Annotated in this window: 22 protein-coding genes; 15 read left to right on the top strand and 7 right to left on the bottom strand. The window is 64.8% G+C overall.

The genetic code is table 11. The features are described from left to right. The 3 genes from FKP22_RS02905 to FKP22_RS02895 all read left to right on the top strand — a co-directional run. On the top strand, window positions 1–524 hold a 524-nt coding region (locus tag FKP22_RS02905; RefSeq protein WP_510606711.1), incomplete at its 5' end, for a glycosyltransferase family protein. Continuing rightward, on the top strand, window positions 496–1,128 hold the full coding sequence (rnhB, locus tag FKP22_RS02900) for a ribonuclease HII (RefSeq protein WP_141285011.1): 633 nt from the start codon (window positions 496–498) through the stop codon (window positions 1,126–1,128). The genes FKP22_RS02905 and rnhB, both read left to right, overlap by 29 nt. A gap of 13 nt (window positions 1,129–1,141) precedes the next feature. Further along, window positions 1,142–1,918, top strand: a complete 777-nt coding sequence (locus tag FKP22_RS02895; RefSeq protein ID WP_141285009.1) for a TrmH family RNA methyltransferase — start codon at window positions 1,142–1,144, stop codon at window positions 1,916–1,918. Window positions 1,919–1,961: 43 nt separating this feature from the next. On the opposite strand, the gene ppsR is transcribed toward FKP22_RS02895, so the two are convergent. Then, complete coding sequence (gene ppsR, locus FKP22_RS02890) at window positions 1,962–2,786, bottom strand: posphoenolpyruvate synthetase regulatory kinase/phosphorylase PpsR (RefSeq protein ID WP_141285007.1); 825 nt, start codon at window positions 2,784–2,786, stop codon at window positions 1,962–1,964. A 221-nt stretch (window positions 2,787–3,007) separates the two neighbouring features. Here ppsR and ppsA point away from each other — a divergent pair, with 221 nt between their 5' ends. The 9 genes from ppsA to FKP22_RS02845 all read left to right on the top strand — a co-directional run bounded on the left by ppsA (window position 3,008) and on the right by FKP22_RS02845 (window position 13,259). Then, window positions 3,008–5,407 carry a phosphoenolpyruvate synthase gene (gene ppsA / locus FKP22_RS02885; protein WP_259372422.1) on the top strand — a complete coding sequence of 800 codons (2,400 nt, stop codon included), beginning with the start codon at window positions 3,008–3,010 and terminating at the stop codon, window positions 5,405–5,407. 176 nt (window positions 5,408–5,583) lie between these two features. After that, window positions 5,584–5,946: a 30S ribosomal protein S6 gene (gene rpsF, locus FKP22_RS02880; protein ID WP_141285003.1), complete on the top strand. Its 363-nt coding sequence runs from the start codon at window positions 5,584–5,586 to the stop codon at window positions 5,944–5,946. A 40-nt stretch (window positions 5,947–5,986) separates the two neighbouring features. Then, window positions 5,987–6,295 (top strand): primosomal replication protein N, encoded by a 309-nt coding sequence (gene priB / locus FKP22_RS02875; RefSeq protein ID WP_141285001.1) that lies wholly within the window; start codon window positions 5,987–5,989, stop codon window positions 6,293–6,295. 19 nt (window positions 6,296–6,314) lie between these two features. Further along, window positions 6,315–6,599: a 30S ribosomal protein S18 gene (gene rpsR / locus FKP22_RS02870; RefSeq protein WP_141284999.1), complete on the top strand. Its 285-nt coding sequence runs from the start codon at window positions 6,315–6,317 to the stop codon at window positions 6,597–6,599. A gap of 12 nt (window positions 6,600–6,611) precedes the next feature. After that, entirely contained in the window at window positions 6,612–7,064 is a 453-nt protein-coding gene (rplI, locus tag FKP22_RS02865; RefSeq protein WP_141284997.1) for a 50S ribosomal protein L9, read from the top strand. Window positions 7,065–7,257: 193 nt separating this feature from the next. Continuing rightward, window positions 7,258–8,682: a replicative DNA helicase gene (gene dnaB, locus FKP22_RS02860; protein ID WP_141284995.1), complete on the top strand. Its 1,425-nt coding sequence runs from the start codon at window positions 7,258–7,260 to the stop codon at window positions 8,680–8,682. Window positions 8,683–8,852: 170 nt separating this feature from the next. Further along, the gene (locus FKP22_RS02855; protein WP_141285015.1) at window positions 8,853–9,965 is read left to right on the top strand and encodes a PA0069 family radical SAM protein; all 1,113 of its coding nucleotides are present in this window, start codon (window positions 8,853–8,855) and stop codon (window positions 9,963–9,965) included. 233 nt (window positions 9,966–10,198) lie between these two features. After that, window positions 10,199–11,524 (top strand): glycoside hydrolase family protein, encoded by a 1,326-nt coding sequence (locus FKP22_RS02850; protein WP_141284993.1) that lies wholly within the window; start codon window positions 10,199–10,201, stop codon window positions 11,522–11,524. A 448-nt stretch (window positions 11,525–11,972) separates the two neighbouring features. Then, window positions 11,973–13,259, top strand: a complete 1,287-nt coding sequence (locus FKP22_RS02845) for a hypothetical protein (protein WP_141284991.1) — start codon at window positions 11,973–11,975, stop codon at window positions 13,257–13,259. Window positions 13,260–13,345: 86 nt separating this feature from the next. Here FKP22_RS02845 and dnaJ read toward each other — a convergent pair whose 3' ends face one another. The 6 genes from dnaJ to FKP22_RS02815 form a co-directional block, all read right to left on the bottom strand. Continuing rightward, a complete protein-coding gene (gene dnaJ, locus FKP22_RS02840) occupies window positions 13,346–14,491 on the bottom strand; it encodes a molecular chaperone DnaJ (RefSeq protein WP_141284989.1) in 1,146 nt (381 codons plus the stop codon). 114 nt (window positions 14,492–14,605) lie between these two features. Beyond that, window positions 14,606–16,552, bottom strand: coding sequence for a molecular chaperone DnaK (gene dnaK, locus FKP22_RS02835; RefSeq protein ID WP_141284987.1), 1,947 nt, complete (start codon window positions 16,550–16,552; stop codon window positions 14,606–14,608). Between the two features lie 98 nt (window positions 16,553–16,650). Then, entirely contained in the window at window positions 16,651–17,187 is a 537-nt protein-coding gene (grpE, locus tag FKP22_RS02830) for a nucleotide exchange factor GrpE (protein WP_141284985.1), read from the bottom strand. 224 nt (window positions 17,188–17,411) lie between these two features. Beyond that, window positions 17,412–17,852, bottom strand: a complete 441-nt coding sequence (locus FKP22_RS02825; RefSeq protein ID WP_231012866.1) for an Hsp15 family ribosome-associated heat shock protein — start codon at window positions 17,850–17,852, stop codon at window positions 17,412–17,414. Between the two features lie 88 nt (window positions 17,853–17,940). Further along, window positions 17,941–19,398 carry a sensor histidine kinase gene (locus FKP22_RS02820; protein WP_141285013.1) on the bottom strand — a complete coding sequence of 486 codons (1,458 nt, stop codon included), beginning with the start codon at window positions 19,396–19,398 and terminating at the stop codon, window positions 17,941–17,943. A gap of 16 nt (window positions 19,399–19,414) precedes the next feature. Continuing rightward, on the bottom strand, window positions 19,415–20,098 hold the full coding sequence (locus FKP22_RS02815; RefSeq protein ID WP_141284981.1) for a response regulator transcription factor: 684 nt from the start codon (window positions 20,096–20,098) through the stop codon (window positions 19,415–19,417). Window positions 20,099–20,239: 141 nt separating this feature from the next. On the opposite strand from FKP22_RS02815, the gene FKP22_RS02810 reads away from it, so the two are divergent. Genes FKP22_RS02810 through FKP22_RS02800 form a run of 3 tightly spaced genes read left to right on the top strand, consistent with a single transcriptional unit; the run spans window position 20,240 to window position 23,241 of the window. After that, complete coding sequence (locus tag FKP22_RS02810) at window positions 20,240–21,202, top strand: Bug family tripartite tricarboxylate transporter substrate binding protein (RefSeq protein ID WP_141284979.1); 963 nt, start codon at window positions 20,240–20,242, stop codon at window positions 21,200–21,202. A 20-nt stretch (window positions 21,203–21,222) separates the two neighbouring features. Then, a complete protein-coding gene (locus FKP22_RS02805; RefSeq protein ID WP_231012867.1) occupies window positions 21,223–21,732 on the top strand; it encodes a tripartite tricarboxylate transporter TctB family protein in 510 nt (169 codons plus the stop codon). A 15-nt stretch (window positions 21,733–21,747) separates the two neighbouring features. Continuing rightward, a complete protein-coding gene (locus FKP22_RS02800) occupies window positions 21,748–23,241 on the top strand; it encodes a tripartite tricarboxylate transporter permease (RefSeq protein ID WP_141284975.1) in 1,494 nt (497 codons plus the stop codon). Window positions 23,242–23,255 lie beyond the last annotated feature (14 nt).

Raw genomic sequence — 23,255 nt, 5'->3', positions numbered from 1 at the left:
TGCAAGCCGCGGTGCAGATGGCGGCAGCGTGGCCTGTGCAACGGGGGCCGCTGCGCTTTGTCGTCCCGGTCGCGCCTGGTTTGCGGCCACTGTTGCTGCCGCTGCTGGCCCAGCACGCGCCCGGGCTCGCGGTCGACCTGGTGGATGGTCGCTCGCACGAAGTGCTGGCCGCCTGTGACGTGACGCTGCTGGCCAGTGGCACGGCCACGCTGGAGGCCGCGCTGTTCAAGCGGCCGATGGTGATCGTCTACCGCCTGCACTGGTTGAACTACCGCATGATGCGTGGCAAGGCTTATCTGCCCTGGCACGGCCTGCCCAACATCCTGGCGCGTGAATTCCTGGTGCCCGAGCTGATCCAGGACCAGGCGACGCCGCAAGCCATTGCCCGCGAAGCGCTGGCCTGGCTGGACAATCCGGACCGCTGCGCCCAACTGGCGCAGCGTTTTGAAACCATGCACCTCACGCTGCGCCAGGACACGGCGCGCAAGGCCAGTGATGCCATCGCGACGCTCCTCCAAGCCTGAGCAGATTCACCTGCACTTCGAAGTGGCCGGCCTGATCGCCGGCGTGGACGAGGCCGGGCGCGGCCCGCTGGCCGGACCGGTGGTGGCTGCGGCCGTCATCCTCGACGAACTGCAGCCCATTGCCGGCCTGAAGGATTCGAAAGTGCTGACGGCGCGCAGGCGCGAGGCGCTGTTCGACGAGATCCGCGCCAAGGCCTTGTGCTGCGCCATCGCCCAGGCAAGTGTCGAAGAGATCGACCAGTTCAACATCCTGCAGGCGACGATGCTGGCGATGCGCCGCGCGGTCGAAGGCCTGCGCCTGCTGCCTGCCAAGGTGCTGGTGGACGGCAACCGGCTGCCGGTGCTGAAGATGCCGGGTGAAGCCATCGTCGACGGTGACGCCAAGGTCCAGTCGATTTCGGCGGCCTCCATCCTGGCCAAGGTGCACCGCGACCGGCTGTGCCTGGACATGCACGCGCAGTGGCCGCACTACGGCTTCGACAGCCACAAGGGCTACCCGACGCCCGAACACCTGGCAGCCTTGCGTGCCCACGGCGCCGCGCCGGTGCACCGCCGCAGCTTTGCGCCGGTGCGTGCCTGCCTGCCTGGCCTCGACGCCTGCTGACCTTCGCCTGCCCATGAACCACGAAGAGGCCGAGCGCCTGAGCGCACGCGACAACCCGCTGCTGCAGCGCATCCGCAAGCTGGGTGCGGAGCCGGCGGCTTATCGCAAGCTCGGCTCGATCTGGCTGGAGGGTGACCACCTGGTCGACGCGGCGCTGCGCCGCGGCTGGGCGCTGGAGGTCCTGGTGATGACCGAATCGGCCTGGCGCGAGCGGGTCGACTGGCGGGTCTGGGCCGACCATGCAGGCCGCTGCGTGCAGTTGCCCGAGGCGCTGTTCCGCAGCCTCAGCACCTTGGAGTCACCGGCGCGCATCGGCGCCTTGGTGGCCTGGCCGGCCAGCCCGGCCTTGCTGTCGGACCAGCCTGGCGTGGTGCTGGATCGCCTGCAGGATGCCGGCAACGTGGGCAGCATCCTGCGCAGCGCGGCGGCCTTTGGTGTCAAGCAGGTGCTGGCGCTGAAGGGCACCGCGGCGCTGTGGTCACCCAAGGTGCTGCGCGCCGGCATGGGCGCACACTTTGCGCTGCAGCTGGTCGAGGGGCTGCTGCCCGAAGACCTGGCGCCGCTGCAATTGCCGCTGCTGGCCACCAGTTCGCATGCCGGCCTGGTGCTGGGCGAAAGCCAGCTACCTCAGCCCTGCAACTGGGTGCTGGGCCATGAAGGGCAGGGCATTGACGCGGCATTGATGGCGCGTTGCTCCCACACCGTGAGCATTCCGCAGCCGGGCGGCGAAGAGTCGCTGAACGTGGCCGCGGCGGCGGCGATCTGCCTTTTTGCGACACGCCATCGCTGAAACCGCTCGCTTGAGCGAAGGGCTTCGGCGGACGGCCTGACGATCAGTAGATCAGCCGGTCTGGCCGGATGTCGCGCAGGATGGTGGTGGCGATTTCCTCGATCGACTTGTGCGTCGAGCTGAGCCACGAAATGCCGCTGCGCTTCATCATGACCTCGGCCTCGTTGACCTCGTAGCGGCAGTTCTCGATGGACGCGTATTTGCTGCCCGGACGGCGCTCGTTGCGGATGTGCTGCAGGCGGTCCGGGTCAATGGTCAGGCCAAAGCATTTGCGCTTGTGCGGAGAGAGCGAACTGGGCAGGTGGCCGCGCTCGAAGTCTTCGGGGATAAGCGGGTAGTTGGCGGCCTTGATGCCGTGCTGCATCGCCAGGTAGAGCGAGGTCGGCGTCTTGCCGCTGCGACTCACGCCGACCAGGATCACGTCAGCAGATTGCAGGTTGCGCGAGGATTGGCCGTCATCGTGCGCCAACGAGAAGTTGATCGCCTCGATGCGGTCGTTGTACTCCTGGCTCTTGGCGGCATCCGAGAAGCGGCCCACCCGGTGGTTGGACTTCAGGTTGAATTCGATTTCCAGCGGCTCGATGAAGGACTGGAACATGTCCATCACCATGCCTTTGCAGGTTTCGCCGGTCAGGATGGCGCGGATCTCCACGCTGGCCAGCGTCAGGAAGACGATGGGCCGTTTGCCTTCGTGCTCGGCCGTGGTGTTGATCTCGTCCACCACGGCGTTGGCTTTCTCGACGCTGTCGATGAACGGCCTGCGCACATGGCGTGGCTTGGCCGTGAACTGCGCGAGGATGGAATTGCCGAAGGTCTCCGCGGTGATGCCGGTACCGTCGGAAACGTAGAAAACACTGCGGTTGGGCATGAATGCACGCGAGGGTTTCAGGGATGGTTTGCCGATGATAGGCAATCCGTCCGTAGAATGGCGCGCATCTCGCATCCTTTGGCCGCGATCTGCTCGCGGCAACCCCCGGCGTTCATGAGCCCCTGCAGTCTCGTCATCGAATTTCAGCGCGCTGCAGCGCGGGCTCCGTCATGGGTGGGTTGGACAGCGGCACAGGTTTTTTGTCATCAAGGAGCTTTCCCGTGTCTACAACCAACCTGGCGACCGCCCTGGTCGCGCCGCTTGAAGAACTGAGGATGAACGACGTCGAGGTCGTTGGCGGGAAAAACGCCAGCCTCGGCGAAATGATCAGCCAGCTGGCCGCCTCCGGCGTGCGGGTGCCGGGTGGCTTCGCCACCACGGCGCATGCCTTTCGCGAGTTCCTGAAACACGGCGGCCTGACCGAGAGGATCAACGCCCGCCTGTCCAGGCTGGACACGGAAGACGTCCGGGCGCTGGCCGAGGCCGGTGCCGAGATCCGCCAGTGGGTCATCGACGCGCCGTTCCCGCCGGACTTCGAGGCCGCTGTGCGCGCCGAGTTCGAGCGTGTGGTGGCCGGCTCGCCGTCGGCCAGCTGGGCCGTGCGCTCGTCGGCCACTGCCGAAGACCTGCCGGACGCTTCTTTCGCTGGTCAGCAAGAGACCTTCCTGAACGTGCATGGCATTGAAGACGTGCTGCACAAGATGAAGGAAGTCTTTGCCTCGCTCTACAACGACCGCGCCATCAGCTACCGCGTGCACAAGGGCTTCGCCCACGCCGACGTGGCGCTGTCTGCCGGTGTGCAGCGCATGGTGCGCTCGGACGTCGGCGCTGCCGGCGTGATGTTCACGATCGACACCGAGTCCGGCTTCAAGGACGTGGTCTTCATCACCTCCAGCTACGGCCTGGGCGAGACCGTGGTGCAGGGCGCCGTGAACCCGGACGAGTTCTACGTGCACAAGCCGGCGCTGGCCGCCGGCAAGTTCGCGGTGATCCGCCGTGGCCTGGGCTCCAAGCTGATCCGCATGGAGTTCGCCAGCGACGACGAGCGCCTGGCCACCGGCAAGCTGGTGAAGACCGTGGACACGCCGCCCGAGCTACGCAACCGCTACTCGCTGAACGACGCCGATGTGACCGAGCTGGCCAGGTACGCCGTGATCATCGAGAAGCACTACGGCCGCCCGATGGACATCGAGTGGGGCAAGGACGGTGTGGACGGCAAGCTCTACATCCTGCAGGCCCGGCCCGAGACCGTGCGCAGCCAGGCCGAAGGCCAGGTCGAGCTCCGCTACAAGCTCAAGGGCCAGAGCGCGGTGCTGGCCGAGGGCCGCGCGATCGGCCAGAAGATTGGCACCGGTCCGGTCCGCCTGGTCAGCTCGATTGCCGAGATGGACCGCGTGCAGCCCGGCGATGTGCTGGTCACCGATATGACCGATCCGAACTGGGAACCGGTGATGAAACGGGCCTCGGCGATTGTCACCAACCGCGGCGGCCGGACCTGCCACGCGGCCATCATCGCGCGTGAACTGGGCATTCCGGCGGTGGTCGGCTGCGGTGATGCGACCGACACGCTGAGCGACGGCGCGCTGGTCACGGTGGCCTGCTCCGAAGGCGACACCGGCTACGTCTACGACGGCCTGCTGGAAACCGAAGTCACCGAAGTGCTGCGCGGCGAACTGCCGTACTGCCCGGTGAAGATCATGATGAATGTCGGCAACCCGCAGCTGGCTTTCAACTTCGCGCAGCTGCCGAATTCCGGCGTCGGCCTGGCCCGGCTCGAGTTCATCATCAACAACAACATCGGCGTGCACCCGAAGGCCATCCTGGACTATCCGAACGTCGACAAGGACCTGAAGAAGGCGGTCGAGTCGGTGGCCCGTGGCCATGCCTCGCCGCGTGCGTTCTATGTCGACAAGCTGACCGAAGGCATCGCGACGATTGCCGCCGCCTTCTGGCCCAAGTCTGTCATCGTGCGTTTGTCTGACTTCAAGTCCAACGAGTACAAGAAGCTGATCGGCGGTTCGCGCTACGAGCCGGACGAAGAGAACCCGATGCTGGGCTTCCGCGGCGCCTCGCGCTACATCAACAGCGAGTTCGCCGATGCCTTCGGCATGGAATGCGAAGCGCTCAAGCGCGTGCGCAACGACATGGGCTTCACCAACGTCGAGATCATGGTGCCCTTCGTGCGCACGGTGCGCCAGGCCGAGAAGGTCGGTGAGTTGCTGGCGGGCCGCGGCCTGAAGCGCGGCGTCGACGGCCTGCGCCTCATCATGATGTGCGAAGTGCCGAGCAACGCCATCCTGGCTGAGCAGTTCCTGGAGCACTTCGACGGCATGTCCATCGGCTCCAACGACCTGACGCAGCTGACGCTGGGCCTGGACCGCGACTCTGGCCTGGAGCAGCTGGCCGATGACTTCGACGAGCGCGACCCTGCCGTCAAGGCCATGATTTCGCGCGCCATCGCCGCCTGCCGGGCCACCGGCAAGTACGTGGGCATCTGCGGCCAGGGCCCGAGCGACCATCCGGATTTCGCTGACTGGCTTGCGGCCGAAGGCATCGTGTCGATCTCGTTGAACCCGGACTCGGTCATCGAGACCTGGACTCGCCTGGCCGGCAACAAGTAGGCCAGGCAACAGCACCGTGCAGTGCGCCCAGGCGCTGCATGGGCCGCTCTTCTCTTCACAAGGGGCGCCGGGGAAATCTGGCGCCCTTGTGCTATAATCGAAGGCTTTTCCCCCTTGCCGTACCTGCAGATTGACGCGCGGTGCGGCTTCCTCAATGGAATCCACAAGGAGTTTCGATGCGTCACTATGAAATCGTTCTGCTGATCCATCCGGATCAAAGCGAACAAGTTCCGGCCATGCTGGAGCGCTACAAGAGCCTGATCACCACCAGTGGTGGCAAGGTTCATCGGGTGGAAGACTGGGGCCGCCGTCAGCTGGCCTACATGATCCAGAAGCTGGCCAAGGCGCACTACCTGTGCCTGAACATCGAGTGCACCACCGCGGTGCTGGCTGAGCTCGAAACCGGTTTCCGCTTCAACGACGCCGTGCTGCGTCACCTGACCGTCAAGCTCGAGAAGGCTGAAACAACGCCTTCCGTGATGATGAAGTCGGTCGAGAAGGAAGAAGCCCGCAAGGCTGCCCAGGAAACCACCGCCTGAGCCCAGCAGGGTTCAAGTCGGTTGTGAGTTGCAAGCCTCGATGAACCGATTGGTTCTGGCCGCCCAAGTGGTGGAGCGAGGCAAGATGCGTTACACCCCCGCCGGTCTGCCGGCCCTGGACATGCTGCTCAAGGCAGAGTCCGAGGTCAGCCAGAACGGGCAACCCCGCAAGGTCTCGCTGGAGATCCGCTCGGTGGTCATCGGGGACATCACCCGTCAGGCCGAGCGGCTGGCGCTGGGAGTGCAGGCGATGTTTGCCGGCTTCCTGGCCCCCTCGCGCAATGGCAAGGGTCTGGTGTTTCACATCACGCAACTCGACGTCGACGAGCCCGTTTCTGTATCCGGATAGAAATTCAGAGGTCATTGACATGCCCCCGCCAAAGTCACGTTTTTCCAAGGACCGCCGTCCCAAGCGCAACCAGCAATCGCTGCTGTTCCGCCGCAAGAAGTTCTGCCGCTTCACTGTCACTGGCGTCGAATCGATCGACTACAAGGACGTGGACCTGCTGCGCGACTTCATCGGTGAAAACGGCAAGATCACGCCGGCTCGCCTGACGGGCACCCGCGCGTTCTTCCAGCGTCAGCTGACCACCGCCATCAAGCGCTCGCGCTTCCTGGCGATGCTGCCGTACAGCGACATGCACCGCGTCTAAGGAGTCCACACCATGCAAATCATCCTGCTGGACAAAGTGGCCAACCTCGGCAACCTGGGCGACATCGTCAAGGTCAAGGACGGTTACGCCCGCAACTTCCTGATCCCGACCAAGCGCGCCCGCCGCGCCACGGACGCCGCGATCAAGGAATTCGAAGCCCGCCGCGCGGAACTGGAAAAGGTCGCTGCCGAGAAGCTGTCGACCGCCCAGGCCCTGGGCGAGAAGCTGAACGGCGTCACCGTCATCGTCAGCCAGAAGGCTGGCGTTGATGGCCGACTGTTCGGCTCCGTCACCAACGGCGACATCGCCGAAGCCCTGGTCAAGCAAGGCTTCCAGATCGTCAAGGCCCAGGTGCGCATGCCCAACGGCCCGCTGAAGGCGGTTGGCGATTTCTCGGTCAACGTGGCTGCCCACACCGACGTGGTCGTGGAAGTCAACGTCAAGGTCGTCGGCGCCACCGACTGATCCTGGCCCACAGGTCGCAGCTTGGCTGCGACACTGGTGCACGCCCAGAAGGGGCCGGTTTTCGAACCGGCCCTTTTTCTTTTCCGGACGGGCGCTTTCGCAAGGGACGGCCGGTGCTTGTGCACCCGCTTCCCCCAGCTTTTCCACAGGCTTGCGCACACCGTGCCAGGCGCCTGCCTCTTATGATTTGCTGATGTCGACGATCTTCGAAGAACTGGGCGGACGCTCCGCCAAGAGCCGTGACGACGAGGTCGCCAAACTTCGCGTGCCGCCGCATTCCATTGAGGCCGAGCAGTCGGTGCTGGGCGGTCTGCTGCTGGACAACGGTGCCTGGGACCGGGCGGCGGACGTGCTCAGCGAGGGCGATTTCTACCGCTACGAGCACCGCATGATCTTTGGCGCCATCGGCGGCCTGATCAGCACCTCAAAGCCGGCCGACGTCATCACCGTCTTCGAGCGGCTGCAAAACCTCGGCAAGGCCGACGAATGCGGCGGTCTCGGCTACCTGAACGCACTGGCGCAAAGCGTGCCCAGTGCGGCCAACCTGCGGCGCTACGCCGAGATCGTGCGCGAGCGCGCGGTGCTGCGCAAGCTGATCGCCGCCAGCGACGAGATCGCCACCCAGGCCTTCAACCCGCAGGGCAAGCAGGTCTCGCAAATCCTCGACGAGGCCGAAGGCAAGATCTTCAAGATCGGCGAGGAAGGCCAGCGCAGCAAGGGCGGTTTCCAGAGCATGGACCAACTGGTCATGCAACTGATCGACCGGGTCACCGAGCTCGCTGAAAACGGCGCCGAAGACGTGACCGGCGTGCGCACCGGCTTCTACGACATGGACCGCATGACCGCGGGCCTGCAGGGCGGCGACCTGATCATCCTGGCCGCGCGTCCGTCCATGGGCAAGACCGCATTCGCACTGAACATCGCCGAGTACGTGGCCGTCAGCGAAGGTTTGCCGGTGGTCATCTTCTCGATGGAAATGGGCGCCGCACAGCTGGCCTTGCGTCTGGTCGGTTCGCTGGGCCGCATCGACCAGCAGCACCTGCGCACCGGCGCGTTGAAGGATGACGAGTGGGGCCGGCTCACCGAGGCCGTGGACAAGCTCTCAAAGGCTTCGGTGTTCATCGACGAGACCCCTGCACTGAACCCGGCCGAACTGCGCGCCCGTGCGCGGCGCCAGGCCCGCCAATGCGGCAAGCTGGGCCTGATCGTCATCGACTACCTGCAGCTGATGAGCGGCAGTGGCAGCGGCAATGGTGAAAACCGTGCCACCGAAATCTCCGAGATCTCGCGCGGCTTGAAGGCGCTGGCCAAGGAGCTGAACTGCCCGGTGATCGCGTTGTCGCAGCTGAACCGCTCGGTCGAAACCCGCACCGACAAGCGGCCGATGATGTCCGATCTACGCGAATCCGGCGCCATCGAGCAGGACGCGGACGTGATCATGTTCATCTACCGCGACGACTACTACAACAAGGAATCCAAGATTCCTGGCACCGCCGAAATCATCATTGGCAAGCAGCGCAACGGCCCGGTGGGCTCGGTGCACCTCGCCTTCCTGAAGCAATCGACCAAGTTCGACAATCTGGCGCCCGACGCCGCCTACGGCGGCAGCGAATACTGAGCCGCCGTGCCACCGGCTGCGCGGTGGATTCAATGGCTGGCGGCGAGGGATGAAATACTGTATAAAAATACAGCATGCCATCCCGTTTTTCACTCCCGCCAGCTGACGAGTCCCTGGACGATGCGGCCTCGCTGAAGCGCTCGCCATTGCGGCGTTCCACACCCGCACCCATGGCTGCGCCGGTGCCCACGGCGCCCATCACGCTGCAACCGCGCAAGGGCAGGGGCACGACCTGGGCGATTGCGCACCGCTTCAGCCGCGACGAGCGTGAGCCGGTCGACGACGGCTGGGGTGCGCTGGATCAGGCTGTGCAAGCCGAAGAACTGGCGCCGGGCACGCAAGTCATCTTCGAGCATGTCAAATCCATCCTGACCGGCAACGAGTCGCCAGACATTCCGTTCGACCTGTCGATCAATCCGTACCGGGGCTGCGAGCACGGCTGCATCTACTGTTTTGCGCGGCCCACGCACAGCTATCTCAATCTCTCGCCTGGGCTGGATTTCGAGACGCGCATCATTGCCAAGGTGAACGCTGCCGAGCGCCTGCGGGAAACCTTGAGCCGGCCGGGTTACACGCCAGCGCAGCTGAACATCGGCTCCGCAACCGACGCCTACCAGCCGGTCGAGCGCAAGCTGGGCATCACCCGCGCGATCATCGAAGTGCTCTGCGAAGCTTCGCATCCGTTCTCTGTCATCACCAAGTCGGCAGGCATCGAACGCGACCTGGACCTGATCGCGCCCATGGCCGGTGCAGGCCTGGCGGCGGCCTATGTGTCCCTGACCACGTTGGAGCCGGCACTCGCGCGCATCCTGGAGCCGCGCGCCGCTTCACCGCAGCGGCGCCTGAAAACCATCCAGAGCTTGAGCGAGGCGGGTGTACCGGTGGGGGTCAGCGTATCGCCGGTGATCCCGTTCCTGAATGAACCGGAGCTTGAGCGCATCCTGGAGGCGGCCGCACAGGCCGGTGCCGTCTCGGCTTTCAGCATTCCGCTGCGCTTGCCCTGGGAAGTGAATCCGCTGTTCCAGGACTGGCTGCAGACCCACTTCCCGGACAGGGCCGCGCGGGTCATGGCCAGGGTGCGCGAGATGCGGGGCGGCCGCGACAACGACGCTCGCTTTGGCACCCGGCTTCGCGGCGAAGGCGCCTGGGCGGAACTGCTGCGCCAGCGGTTCACGCTCGCGGTGCGCAAGCTGGGTCTGAACAACACCCGGACAGTGTTGGATTTCGGTGAATTCAGACCGCCTGCCAGAGCTGGCGCACTGCACCAATTGAGCTTGTTTTAACCCCATGTTGCACCGCGCCAGTGCGGGTTGACGTGTGGCGTCATGAGAGTTAGGGAGCAAGCGCCAAAAATGCTGGTGTCATGACGCTGCGCTGCGTAGAGTGGTAACCGTACGTCATCGGTGTAGTCGTAGGTGACGGTTAGCAAGCTTCAGATGACAAATGTCACGGTGGCTTGTTTCGGCAACGGTGACCCGCATGCCGCCTGTTTGACCGGCGGCCAGGAGATTCAAATATGAAGAAGCAGGACATTTCGCAAGCAGGCGTCACGCCGATCGGCGTGCAACATTGCGCGGCGATTTTGAGCCGTGCCGCGCTTGCCCTTTGTCTGGCTGGCGGCGTGGCCAGTGCTGTCCACGCCGCAGGCACCGCCACGGCAACGCCCGCACCCGAAGTGCAGGTGACCTCTCGCTACATCATCGACTATGAGTTCGATTGGGGTCGCGACGGCACCTACTGCTCGACCTGCAACAGCGGAGCCGGCAATTCACGGTTGGCCTACACCGACTTGACCAACAATCTTTGGGTAGGTCAGGTCGATTTCCAGACGGGCAAGTTCAAGCCGCTGGACGGTCGTGGCCAATTGGTCGACACCCACACCGCCTTGCCGACCGACTTCGGCAATGGCCCGGAATGGATGTTCTCAGCGCTGGGCTCCCAGCTGGTCTACACCAGGTACCAGCCGGACGTAGATCCGCCGACGGCAGACAGCACAGGGTTGGGGATTGCCAGCCAAAACGCCGACGGCACCTGGGCCGCGGGATTCTTGCCAAACGGCATGCAGCGGCAGTCGCCGATTGGCACGCTGGACCTCAGCGACACCCTGCCGCGCATCCAGTACCAGGACTACAACAAGGTCAAGACTTACTGGCGGCAGTCTGCCAGTTCAACAGAAGCCCAGGTGCCGACCAAAGGCTTCAATGGTGGGTCACGCCGTTGGGTTCCCGGCACACACAGCATCATCCTGACGGGCCTGGGTACCCGCAAGACTTCGGGTCAGGGTTACCGGCAGGTCTACTTGTACGACACCGATACCGACACCTTGACCCAGATCACGGACGATGCTTCGAACCAGGTGGGTGCCATGATGTGGCAGGCGCCTGAGTTCAATAACGAGTACGTTTTCTTCACGGTGAAAGACGGCACGCAACTGGTCGTCTATCGCAAGTTGCCGAACGCCGCCGGTGTGGCCGCCTGGACGCCGGTGGCCACCTTGGCTGCACCGTCCAATTCGCCCTACATCTGGTCGCCGGAATATTTTGTGTACAACGGGAAGTCGTACATCTTCTTCCAGATGAACACTACCAGCGACTCCACCAACCTCACCCAACCGAGTACCTTGGGGATGATGGGCATCCTGCCGGGAAATTCGGCATTGACCTTGCTGACGCCCCCGGACGCTCCGGCGCGCGTGCGCATGGACCCGGAGTACTTCATCACCGCCGGGGGGCCGTTCATCTATTACAACCGCTACAAGCTGCAGACCGACACGATGCCATCAGTTCCTGAGGGTGTGTGGCGTGTCGATACCCAGCTGGGTGGCGAATCATCCACCAAATGAGCCAGGTAAATGTTCCTGCATGACTTGCCGATAGTGTCGGCAAATTGACAAAAAAGGCGGCCTGCGGGTCGCTTTTTTAATTTCCGATCCAGCGGTGCATCACCAAGCGAATTGGCGAGACATATTGGCATCTTCCCCAAAGCTGAGGAAGTACCCCACAATGGTGGATTGCCATCAAAAAAAATCCGTGTAAATTCGATATCTGAACGTCGACTCAGCAGTATCGGTGGGCGCCCGCGGTTGTAACTCGATTCGAGGCTGCAACTTCAACTTGTGACATGCGAGCAGTGGCCAAACTGCTCCTGCCAGCGGCATGGCCGCAGAGGTCAACATGATGGCTCAGAACCCCTTATGCATCCCTGTAGAGAGCGTAGTTTGCAACTCTGCGGTTGAGTATTCAAAGCAAACTGTCCGCCATTTGACAAAGCGGGCCAGATGGCGTGTTGCCATGATGTCTGTTTTGTTGTTGGCCGGCCAGGTCGCCTCGGCCAAGAAGGAAGGGCCAGCCCCGGAAGTCCAGGTGACGCCCAACTACATCGTCGACTTCGAATTCGACTGGGGACGAGACGGCGTGGACTGCCCGACCTGCAACCACGGCTCCGGCAATTCGAGACTGGCCTTCACCGATCACAACTATCGGCTGTGGGTGGCGCCCCTGGACATCAAGACCGGCAAGTTTCTGCCGGACAATGGCAAGGGCACGCAGGTCGACAGCCATACTGCTTACGCCACGGACTTCGGCAACGGCCCGGAGTGGATGTTTTCCTCGATCGCGGGTTCGCAGCTGGTCTATACGCGCTACCAGCCAGACGTCCCGCAGAGCCCGGATTCGGCCGTGCTTGCCATCGCCACTCAAAACGCTGACGGAACCTGGCTGCCAGCATCGCTGCCGGGCGGAGAGAAGCGCCAATCACCAATTGGCACTCAGGATCTGGACGATTTGGCGCCGCGCATCCACTACCAGGACGTGGCCAAGCGCCGCACCTTTTGGCGCGACTCCGAGGTGTCTACCAATGATGAGACCAAGTTGCCCACCACTGGCTTCAGCGGCGGTTCGCGCCGTTGGGTTCCGGGGACGCACAAGATCATCCTGACCGCCACCGGCCTCGAAGGCACCAAGGGCTACGGCCGGCAGCAGGTCTTCCTGTTCGACACCGATACCGCGGTACTCAAGCAAATCACCGACGAAGATGCAGACCATGCAGGTGCCATGATGTGGCGCGCGCCCGAATACGACAACCAGTATGTATTTTTCAGTGTGCGCAATGGCAAGCAACTGGTGGTGCATCGCAAGTTGAAGGATGAAACCGGAAAGAAGCACTGGACTTCCATCATTCAACTCGATCTGCCGCCTGAAACGCCGCATCTCTGGTCGCCGGAGTATTTCCTCTTCAATGGCAAGTCTTATATTTTTTACCAGATGAACAAGAGTGCCAACGCGTCGGACTTGTCCAAGCCGGGGGTGCTGGCCATGTCGATGATTTTGCCCAAAAAAGCGAAAATCATTCCACTGATTTCACCCGACGCAGAGCCCCGCGTGCGCATGGATCCTGAATACTTCATCACGGCCAAAGGGCCGTATCTGTACTACAACCGCTACAAGCTCCGGACTGATACCGAGGACTCTCAGCCTGAAGGCGTATGGCGTGTGGATACCCGGCTCGGAAAACCCAATCCTGCTTTGCAGGCAGCCAGTCGCCGAGTGATCCCGGAAGCGCCCGGCGAACTTGACTGATCGCGCGTTTGGAATCCACCCCGCAAAAAAAGGCGACCCTGGGGGCGCCTTTTCAATTCCGCTGCCACCCGGGGGCAGCTTGCGAGTTACTTGAACAGGTCCTTGACCTTGTCTGTCCAGCTCTTGGCGTTCGGAGAGTGCTTCTCGCCGCCTTTTTTCAGCGACTCCTCCAACTCCTTTAGCAACTTGCGCTGATGCTCGGTGAGCTTGACCGGCGTTTCAACTGTCACATGGCAATACAGGTCGCCGGGATAGGCCGAGCGCACGCCCTTGATGCCCTTGCCTCGCAAGCGGAAGGTCTTGCCGTGCTGCGTGCCTTCGGGCAGCTCGATCTCCAGCTTGGCCGTCAGCGTGGGGACCTCGACCGAGCCGCCCAGCGCCGCGGTCGTCATCGAGACGGGCACGGTGCAGTGCAGGTCGTCTCCGTCGCGCTCGAAGATCTCGTGCTGCTTGATGCGAATCTCGATGTAGAGATCACCGGCCGGACCGCCATTGGTGCCAGGCTCGCCGTTGCCGGCCGAGCGAATGCGCATGCCTTCGTTGATGCCGGCGGGGATCTTCACTTCCAGCGTCTTCTGGCGCTTGATCTTGCCGGCGCCGTTGCAGGTCGTGCAGGGCTCGGGAATGATCTTGCCAGTGCCGTGGCAGTGCGGGCAGGTCTGCTGCACGCTGAAGAAGCCCTGGCGCATGTGCACAGTGCCGCCGCCATTGCAGGTGGTGCAGGTCTTGGCCTTGGTGCCGGGCTTGGCGCCGCTGCCGCCACAGGTGTCGCAGCTGTCCCAGGTGGGAATGCGGATCTGGCTCTCCTTGCCCAGCGCAGCCTCTTCCAGCGTGATCTCCATCGCGTAGCTGAGGTCGTTGCCACGGTAGACCTGCTGGCCACCGCCGCCGCGGCGCCCGCCCTGACCCTGGCCGCCGAAGATGTCGCCGAAGATGTCGCCGAAGGCCTCGGCGAAACCGCCGAAGCCTTCAGGGCCCGCCCCGCCGCCGCCGCGGTTCGGGTCCACGCCGGCGTGTCCGTACTGGTCATAGGCCGCGCGCTTCTGCGCGTCGGAGAGCATCTCGTAGGCTTCCTTGGCCTCCTTGAATTTCTCTTCGGCCGCCTTCGCCCCGTCGCCCTGGTTGCGATCGGGGTGGTGCTTCATGGCCAGCTTGCGGTAGGCCTTTTTGATGTCGTCCTCGGTGGCATCTTTGGCCACGCCAAGGATTTCGTAAAAGTCACGCTTTGCCATGTACTCTTTCTGAACGCTTCAAACAAAGCCGCCGCGTGAGGGCGCAGCTTGCAAGCTGCGCGCCCGACGCGGCGAATCACCGACCCGGGCCCCTATGCGAGGCCCGGCCGGAGATCACTTCTTGACTTCCTTGAACTCGGCGTCCACCACGTTGTCGTCGTCAGCCGGCTTGGCAGCCTGCGGCTGTTCGGCGCCAGGTTGCGCGCCTGCAGCGCCGCCGGCGGCGGCCTGAGCCGCCTGCTGCTCGGCGTAAACCTTCTCGCCCAGCTTCTGGCTGGCGGTCATCAGGGCTTCGCTCTTGGCGTCGATGGTGGCCTTGTCGTCGCTCTTCAGTGCCTCTTCGGCTTCCTTCAGCGCGGTCTCGATTTTTTCCTTCTCACCGGCGTCCAGCTTGTCGCCGTGTTCGGCCAGGCTCTTCTTGACCGAGTGGATCATGCCGTCGGCCTGGTTGCGGGCTTGCACCAGTTCCAGCTTCTTGGCGTCTTCCGCCGCGTTCAGCTCGGCGTCTTTCACCATCTTCTGGATCTCATCTTCCGACAGGCCCGAGTTCGCCTTGATGGTGATCTTGTTTTCCTTGCCGGTCGCCTTGTCCTTCGCGCCGACGTGCAGGATGCCGTTGGCGTCGATGTCGAAGCTCACCTCGATCTGCGGCAGGCCACGCGCGGCCGGGGCAATGCCTTCCAGGTTGAATTCGCCCAGGCTCTTGTTACCTGCGGCGAGTTCACGCTCGCCTTGGTAGACCTTGATGGTCACGGCCGGCTGGTTGTCGTCCGCCGTCGAGAACACTTGCGCGAACTTGGTCGGGATCGTGGTGTTCTTCTTGATCATCTTGGTCATCACGCCGCCCAAGGTCTCGATGCCCAGGCTCAGCGGGGTGACGTCCAGCAGCAGCACGTCCTTGCGGTCGCCGCCCAGCACCTGACCTTGAATCGCGGCACCCACGGCGACGGCTTCGTCAGGGTTCACGTCCTTGCGGGGTTCCTTGCCGAAGAACTCCTTGACCTTGTCCTGCACCTTGGGCATGCGGGTCATGCCGCCGACCAGGATCACGTCGTCGATTTCGCTGACTTTGACGCCCGCGTCCTTGATGGCGGTGGCGCAAGGCGCGATGGTGCGTTCGATCAGCTCTTCGACCAGGGCTTCCAGCTTGGCGCGGCTGAGCTTGATGTTCAGGTGCTTCGGGCCGGAGGCGTCTGCCGTGATGTAAGGCAGGTTGACGTCGGTCTGCGAAGAGTTCGACAGCTCGATCTTGGCCTTTTCAGCGGCTTCCTTCAGGCGCTGCAGGGCCAGCACATCCTTGGTCAGGTCGACGCCTTGTTCCTTCTTGAACTCGGAGACGATGTAATCAATGATGCGCTGGTCGAAGTCTTCGCCGCCCAGGAAGGTGTCGCCGTTGGTCGACAGCACTTCGAACTGCATCTCGCCGTCCACATCGGCGATCTCGATGATGGACACGTCGAAGGTGCCGCCACCCAGGTCATACACGGCGATCTTGCGGTCGCCCTTGCCGTGCTTGTCCAGGCCGAAGGCCAGGGCAGCCGCGGTCGGCTCGTTGATGATGCGCTTGACGTCCAGGCCGGCAATGCGGCCAGCGTCCTTGGTGGCCTGGCGCTGGGCGTCGTTGAAGTAGGCCGGTACCGTGATCACGGCTTCGGTCACTTCCTCGCCGAGGTAGTCCTCGGCGGTCTTCTTCATCTTGCGAAGCACTTCGGCCGAGACCTGCGGGGGGGCCAGCTTCTTGCCGCGCACCGACACCCAGGCGTCGCCGTTGTCGGCCGCGGCAATCTCGTAGGGCATCAGGTTGATGTCCTTCTGAACTTCCTTCTCGGTGAACTTGCGGCCGATCAGGCGCTTCACTGCGTACAGCGTGTTGCGCGGGTTGGTCACGGCCTGACGCTTGGCCGAGGCACCCACCAGCACTTCGCCATCTTCCTGGTAGGCAATGATGGACGGGGTGGTGCGAGCGCCCTCGGAGTTCTCGATCACCTTGGTCGAGTTGCCTTCCATGACGGCGACGCACGAGTTCGTGGTCCCCAGGTCAATGCCAATGATCTTGCCCATTTTTCTGCTCCTGTGAGGAATGTGTTCCGGTTGTCTCGGAATTGTGGATAACTGTCTTGATTTCAAGGGCGCGGGGCCCTGTGAACAACTGATTCGGCTTACTTCGGCGCGGCCACAGTCACCAGGGCCGGGCGCAGCACGCGCTCGGCGATGGACGCGCCCTTCTGGAGGACGGCCACTACGGTGTTGGCTTCCTGTTCGGCCGGCACCATGCTGATGGCCTGGTGCTGGTGCGGGTCGAAGCGTGTGCCGGCTGGCGGGTTGATCTCCAGCACCTTGTTGCGCTCCAGCGCCGCAGCCAGCTGACGCAGCGTGGCGTGCACGCCTTCCAGCACCTTTTCGACCGGTGCATCAGGCATTGCGATCGCGGCTTCCAGGCTGTCCTTCACCGGCAGCAGGCTTTCGGCAAAAGACTCGACGCCGAACTTCCGTGCCTTGCTGATTTCGTCTTCTGCGCGACGGCGGATGTTTTCCATCTCGGCCTTGGCGCGCAGGTAGGCATCGGCCATTTCGGTGTGCTTGGCTTCCAGCTCGGCCAGGCGGGCTTCGGCCGGAGGGTCGCCCGCCACGGCCTGTGCGGCGTCCTGCTGTTCGGCCGATGCGTTTGGATCCAGGGATGAGTCGTTGGTGTTCATCGGAGGCGGGGGCAAAGGCCCGTTGGGAGGGCCCGCGGTGGCGCGGGCGAAATTGGTGGTTGTGGCGTGTGAAGCCCGACTTGGCGGGTCAACTGAGGGCGGTGTCCGCACTTTCAAGAGGGCCTTGCGCGCTTTCTTGAAGATTTTTTGCGCGGCCGTGGCAAACGCGAGCGCGAGATGGGCGAGCTTTGCCCGGAAAGAGCGGTCGCGGTCAGGATGATGGGTCAGACCTTGCCGCCCTCGGCGTCGTCGATGCTGGCGCTCCAGCGGTTCCAGTCGCTCAACTGGCGCCGGTCGCGCTTGGTGGGGCGGCCATGCGCCAGCGATTGCGCCGGTTCCACGCCCTGGCGGCGCGCCTCGCGGGCTTCGCTGCGAGCCAGCAGGCTGGCCGCGGTTTCCTCGTAGAGCTGCTGTGCGACAGGCGCCGGGCCGCGGATTTCGGTCAGGCCGAGCACCTGCACTTCACGCGCTGGAAGCCCCGGCTCGCGCAGCAGGATGCGGTCTTTCAAGCGCAGGTCGCGTGAGGGTTTGGCCGGCTGGCCGTTCACTTCGACGCGGTTCTTGCCAATGGCCTCCACGGCCAGCGAGCGGGTCTTGAAGAAGCGCGCGGCCCAGAGCCACTTGTCCAGCCGCACCGGGTGGTCACACAGTTTCGGATCGATCACGGCATGCATTGTCCTTCAGCTTCACGCTCGGTTTGTCCGGGGTGGTTGGGCAAGGCGCATGCCGATCCGGGTGCCGCCACTGGGCGCGTCACACAGCCGCCAGCGGCAGCCGCACGATCGCGTCCAGGCCGGTGATGCGGCCGTGTACGTTGCGGCTTTCCAGCGTCACCTGGCCCTGCAGCGAGTGCGCAATCTGGTCGCAGATCGCCAGGCCCAGGCCGCTGCCGTGCTCGGTCGGCGCCTCGTCCGCCCCCAGGCTGCTGGCGCCGGTGGCAAAGGGCTGGAACAGGCGGGCCTGCTGGGCTTCGCCCAGTCCGGGGCCGGTGTCGGCCACGGTCAGCGCGGCGTGCCGGCCGTCGCAGACCAGCTGCACCGTCAGCCGGCCTTGCGGCGGACTGTATTTGATGGCGTTGTGCAGCAGGTTGCGTGTCAGCTCGCGCAGCGCCCAGGCGTGGCTGCGGATGGGCGCAGGCTGGGTGCTGATCTCGAAGTCCAGACCGTGGTCGACAATGAGCGCCGAGAGGTCCAGCGCCACTGCGCGGGTGATCTCGGCCCAGTCTTCCACCGGTGCGGGCTCGCCCTGGCGCATCTGTTCGACCTTGGCCAGCGCCAGCATCTGGTTGGCCAGTTGCGTGGCGCGGGCCACCGTCACTTCGATCTCCTTGAGCGCCAGCTCGGCCGGCACATCGCCGCGGCGGGCCGATTGCACCTGCACGCGCAACACCGCCAGCGGCGTGCGCAACTGGTGCGAGGCGTCTCTCACGAAGCGGCGCTGGTGGTCGAGCAGGTGGCGCAGCCGGCCCATCAAGTGGTTGGTGGCATCCACCAGCGGCCGCAACTCCTTTGGCGCGCCGCTGCTGTCCACCGGTGTCAGGTCGCCCTCGGCCCGGGTGTGCAGTGCCTGGCTCAATGCGCGGATGGGCCGCGTGGCCCGCTGCACTGCCACGCCGACCACCGCCGCAATCAGCAGCAGCAGTGCGCCCTGGTGCCACAGCGTGTCGACCAGCAGGCTGCGCGCAAGCGTCTGTCGCAGCTCCAGCGTCTCGGCCACCTGCACCATGGCCATGCCTTGTCCGCCCGGCCAGACGACTGGCTGCAGCAGCACCGCCACGCGCACCGGCGTGCCCTGGTAGCGGTCGTCGTAGAAGTCCACCAGCGCCGCGTAGGGGCCTTTGGCGGGCAACTGGCCGTGCCAAGTGGGCAAGGCTTCGAAGCCGGACACTGTTTCGCCCTGAAAGCCGGTGACCTTGTAGAAGATGCGGCTGCGGTTGTCGGCCTCGAAAGGCTCCAGCGCCGAGTAGAGCAGGGTGGCCTTGAGGTGAGTGCCGGGCTGCTCGCTGTTGACCTCCAGCAGCTCGCCGATGGATTTGGCCGTGGCCAACAGCGTTCGGTCATAGGCAATGTCCGCCGCGCGCAAGGCTTGGCGGTACAGCATCACCGTGTTGACCGCGATGACCAGCAGTGCAGGCAGCAGGATGCCCAGCAGCAAGCGGCTGCGCAGCGACAGCCGCGCCCCGGCCGTGTCCAGCCAGCCGGTCGAGCCCATGTTCACGTGCCCCGGCTCAGCTGTCGGCCTTGAGCAGGTAGCCCAGGCCGCGCAGCGTCACCAGTTGCACCTCGGTGGGCTGCAGGCGCTTGCGCAGCCGGTAAGCCACCACCTCGACTGCCTCGAACTGCACTTCATGCTCACCCGGAAACACGGCCTCGAACAGGCGCTCCTTGGTCACCGCATGACCGGGCCGCTGCAGCAGTGCGCGCAGCAGCGCGGTTTCGCGCGGGGTCAGCTCCAGGGCCTCGTCCCCGTGGTAAATCGCTCCTTCATCGCCCTCCCAGCGCAGGCCGCCAAAGCCGTTGCTGGGCGCGGCAAAGGCAGCAGGCCCGCTGCCGGCGGCGCGGCGGGCCATGGCGCGGATGCGCGCCTCCAACTCGTCCAGGTCGAAGGGCTTGGGCAGGTAGTCATCGGCACCGGTGTTCAGGCCGATCACACGGTCGCCGATGGTGCCGCGCGCGGTCAGGATCATCACTGGCGTCGTCAGCCCGGCAGCGCGGGCGTGTGCCAGCACCTCCAGCCCGTCCAGGCCCGGCAGGCTGAGGTCCAGCAGCACCACGTCGGGCATGCAGGCCTCCCAGCGTTCCAATGCCCGCTGCCCCTCGCCCCAGCAGACCACCTGCATGCCGCGCCGGTTCAGCGTGCGGGCCAGCGTGGCCTGCATCGTGGCGTCGTCTTCGATCAGCAGCACCTTCATGCGGGCCACCATAGCACCGACCGCGGTAGGGCCATGCCGGTGGCCGTACCCGCATTTCCCCTAGGCCGATGGACAGCCATTTGACAGCCTCGCGCGTCACCATCGCCCGATTCGATTCAAAAACTCCCAGGAGACATGCCCATGCGCAGAGACGCTTTCCTCAAGAGCCTGGCCGCGATGGCCGCAGCCGGCGCATTGCCGATGTCGGGCCACGCCGCTGGTGTGGCGCTGAAGATGATGGTGCCGGCCAACCCGGGCGGCGGCTGGGACAGCACCGGCCGAGCGCTGGGCAAGGCGCTGCAGGATGCCGGCGTGGCTTCCTCGGTCAGCTACGACAACAAGGGTGGTGCCGCTGGCGCGCTGGGGCTGGCCCAATTCGTCAATGCCAGCAAGGGCGACCCGCACGCCCTGATGGTGATGGGCGCCGTGATGCTGGGCGGCATCATCACCGGCAAGCCGCCGGTCGACCTCAGCCAGGCCACGCCGATCGCGCGCCTGATCAGCGAATACAACGTCTTCGTGCTACCGGCCAACTCGCCTTTCAAGACCATGAAGGACGTGGTCGACGCGATGAAGAAGGACGTGGGCAGCGTCAAGTGGGGCGGCGGCTCGCGCGGCGCCACCGAGCACATTGCCGCGGCCATGATCGCGCGCGAAGTGGGTGTGGACGCGGCCAAGATCAACTACGTGCCGTTCCGCGGCGGTGGCGAAGCCGTCGCGGCCATCCTGGGTGGCAATGTCAGCGTGGGCGGCAGCGGCTACAGCGAGTTCCAGCCGTACATCGCCAGCGGCAAGATGCTGCCCATCGCCGTCACCTCGCCGGCCCGGCTGCCTGGGCTGAACGCGCCCACACTGAAGGAGCTGGGCATCAACGTCGAGATCGGCAACTGGCGCGGCGTGTATGGTGCGCCCGGCATCACGCCCGATCAGCGCAAGGCACTGACCTCCATGGTGCTGGCGGCCACCAAGGCCCCGGCCTGGGCCGAGGCGATCCAGAAAAACGGCTGGACCCCGGCGCTGCTCAGCGGCCCGGCCTTCGACGAGTTCGTGGATCGTGAGTTCGCCTCGCTGCGCGCCATCATGGCCAAGAGTGGCATGGTCTGAGCATGGCTGATGAGCAATTGATGTCACCGCCCGCGGTGAACCGGCCGCAGATGCTGGTCGGTGCCGGTGTGATCGTGCTGGGTGGTGTGCTGGCTGTTGGCGCGCTGGCCATTCCGGCCAATGCCGGCTATGCCGGCGTGGGTCCGAACTTCCTGCCCTGGCTGGTGGCCGTGGCGCTGCTGGCCTGCGGCGTGGGGCTGGTCTGGCAAGCCCGGCGGGGCGGCTTTCGTGCGATGGAAACGCCGTCAGGCGCGGCGCACGGTGACTGGCGCTCGATGGCCTGGGTGGCGGCCGGCGTGCTGCTGAACGCCGCAGCCATCACCCGCATTGGCTTTGTCTTCAGCTGCGCGCTCTGCTACGTGCTGGCGGTGCGCGGGCTGCGCCTGTCCGAGGGCAAGCCGGCCGGCAGCGTGCGGACCACGCTGGTCGACGCGGCCGTTGGGCTGGCAATCTCGGCGCCGGTGTTCTGGCTGTTCACGCAATTGCTGGCCATCAACCTGCCGGGCCTGACCGGCACCGGTTGGCTCTGAGCGGAGGGAGACACCATGGACATCTGGCACCAACTGCTGCAAGGCTTCATGACGGCGGGCACGCCGGTGAACCTGTTGTGGGCCTTCGTGGGCTGCGCGCTGGGCACGGCCATCGGCGTGCTGCCTGGCCTGGGCCCGGCGGTGACGGTGGCGATGCTGCTGCCCATCACCTCGCAGGTCGAGCCTACCGCGTCGATGATCTTCTTCGCTGGCATCTACTACGGCGCGATGTATGGCGGCTCCACCACCTCCATCCTGCTGAACACCCCTGGCGAGACGGGCACCATGGTGACCGCGCTCGAGGGCTTCAAGATGGCCAAGAGCGGCCGCGCGGGCGCGGCGCTGGCCACATCCGCCATCGGCTCCTTCGTGGCAGGCACCATCGCCACGGTGCTGGTCACGCTGTTTGCGCCGCTGGTGGCCGATTACGCCGTGCAACTTGGCCCGCCGGAATACTTCTGCCTGATGCTGCTGGCCTTCACCACCGTCAGCTCGGTGTTGGGTGCCAGTGCACTGCGCGGCATGACGGCGCTGTTCATCGGCCTGGCCATCGGCCTGGTCGGGCTGGATCAGATCACCGGCCAGGTGCGCTACACCGGTGGCATTCCGGAGTTCCTCGATGGCATTGAGGTGGTGCTGATCGCGGTGGGCCTGTTTGCGGTGGGTGAGGCGTTTTACAACGCCCTTTACGAGGGCCGCAGCGAAGCCAAGTTGAACAGCACCGGCCGCGTGCACATGAGCAGGCAGGAGTGGCGCCGTTCGTGGCCGGCCTGGCTGCGCGGCACGGCCATCGGCTTTCCGTTCGGCACGCTGCCGGCGGGCGGCTCGGAGATCCCGACCTTCCTCAGCTACGCCACCGAGCGCAAGCTCTCCAAGCATCCGGAAGAGTTCGGCACCGTGGGCGCCATCGAAGGCGTGGCCGGGCCGGAGGCGGCCAACAATGCGGCTGTGACGGCCACGCTGGTGCCGCTGCTGACGCTGGGCATCCCGACCTCGGTGACCGCGGCCATCCTGCTCTCTGCGCTGTCCAACTACGGCATCCAGGCCGGGCCGCAGCTGTTCACCACCTCGGCCACCCTGGTCTGGGCGCTGATCGCTTCGCTCTACATCGGCAACGTGATGCTGCTGGTGCTGAACCTGCCGCTGGTGGGCCTCTGGGTGAAGCTGCTGAAGATCCCGCGGCCGCAGCTCTATGCCGGCATCCTGATCTTCGCCACCGTGGGCGTTTACGGCATGCGCCAGAGCAGCTTCGACCTGTTCCTGATGTTCGGTGTCGGCCTGGCTGGCGTGCTGATGAGGCGCTTCGACTTTCCCACCGCACCGGTCATCGTCGGCATGATCCTGGGGCCACTGGCCGAAGCGCAGATGCGCAACGCACTCTCCATCGGCGAAGGCCGCTGGACGGTCTTCATCGACCGGCCGGTGTCGGTCTTTTTCCTGGCCTGCGTGGTGGCGGTGCTGGTGCTGCCGCGCGTGATGCGCTGGTGGGGCCGCCGGCGCGTCGCCTGAGCGTCCACCGCTTG

The sequence above is a fragment of the Ideonella azotifigens genome (assembly GCF_006519715.1).
GTDB classification, from domain to species: Bacteria; Pseudomonadota; Gammaproteobacteria; order Burkholderiales; family Burkholderiaceae_C; genus Ideonella; species Ideonella azotifigens.
The sequence above is the reverse complement of the archived record's forward strand: the minus strand, read 5'-3'. Positions and strand labels throughout refer to the sequence as shown.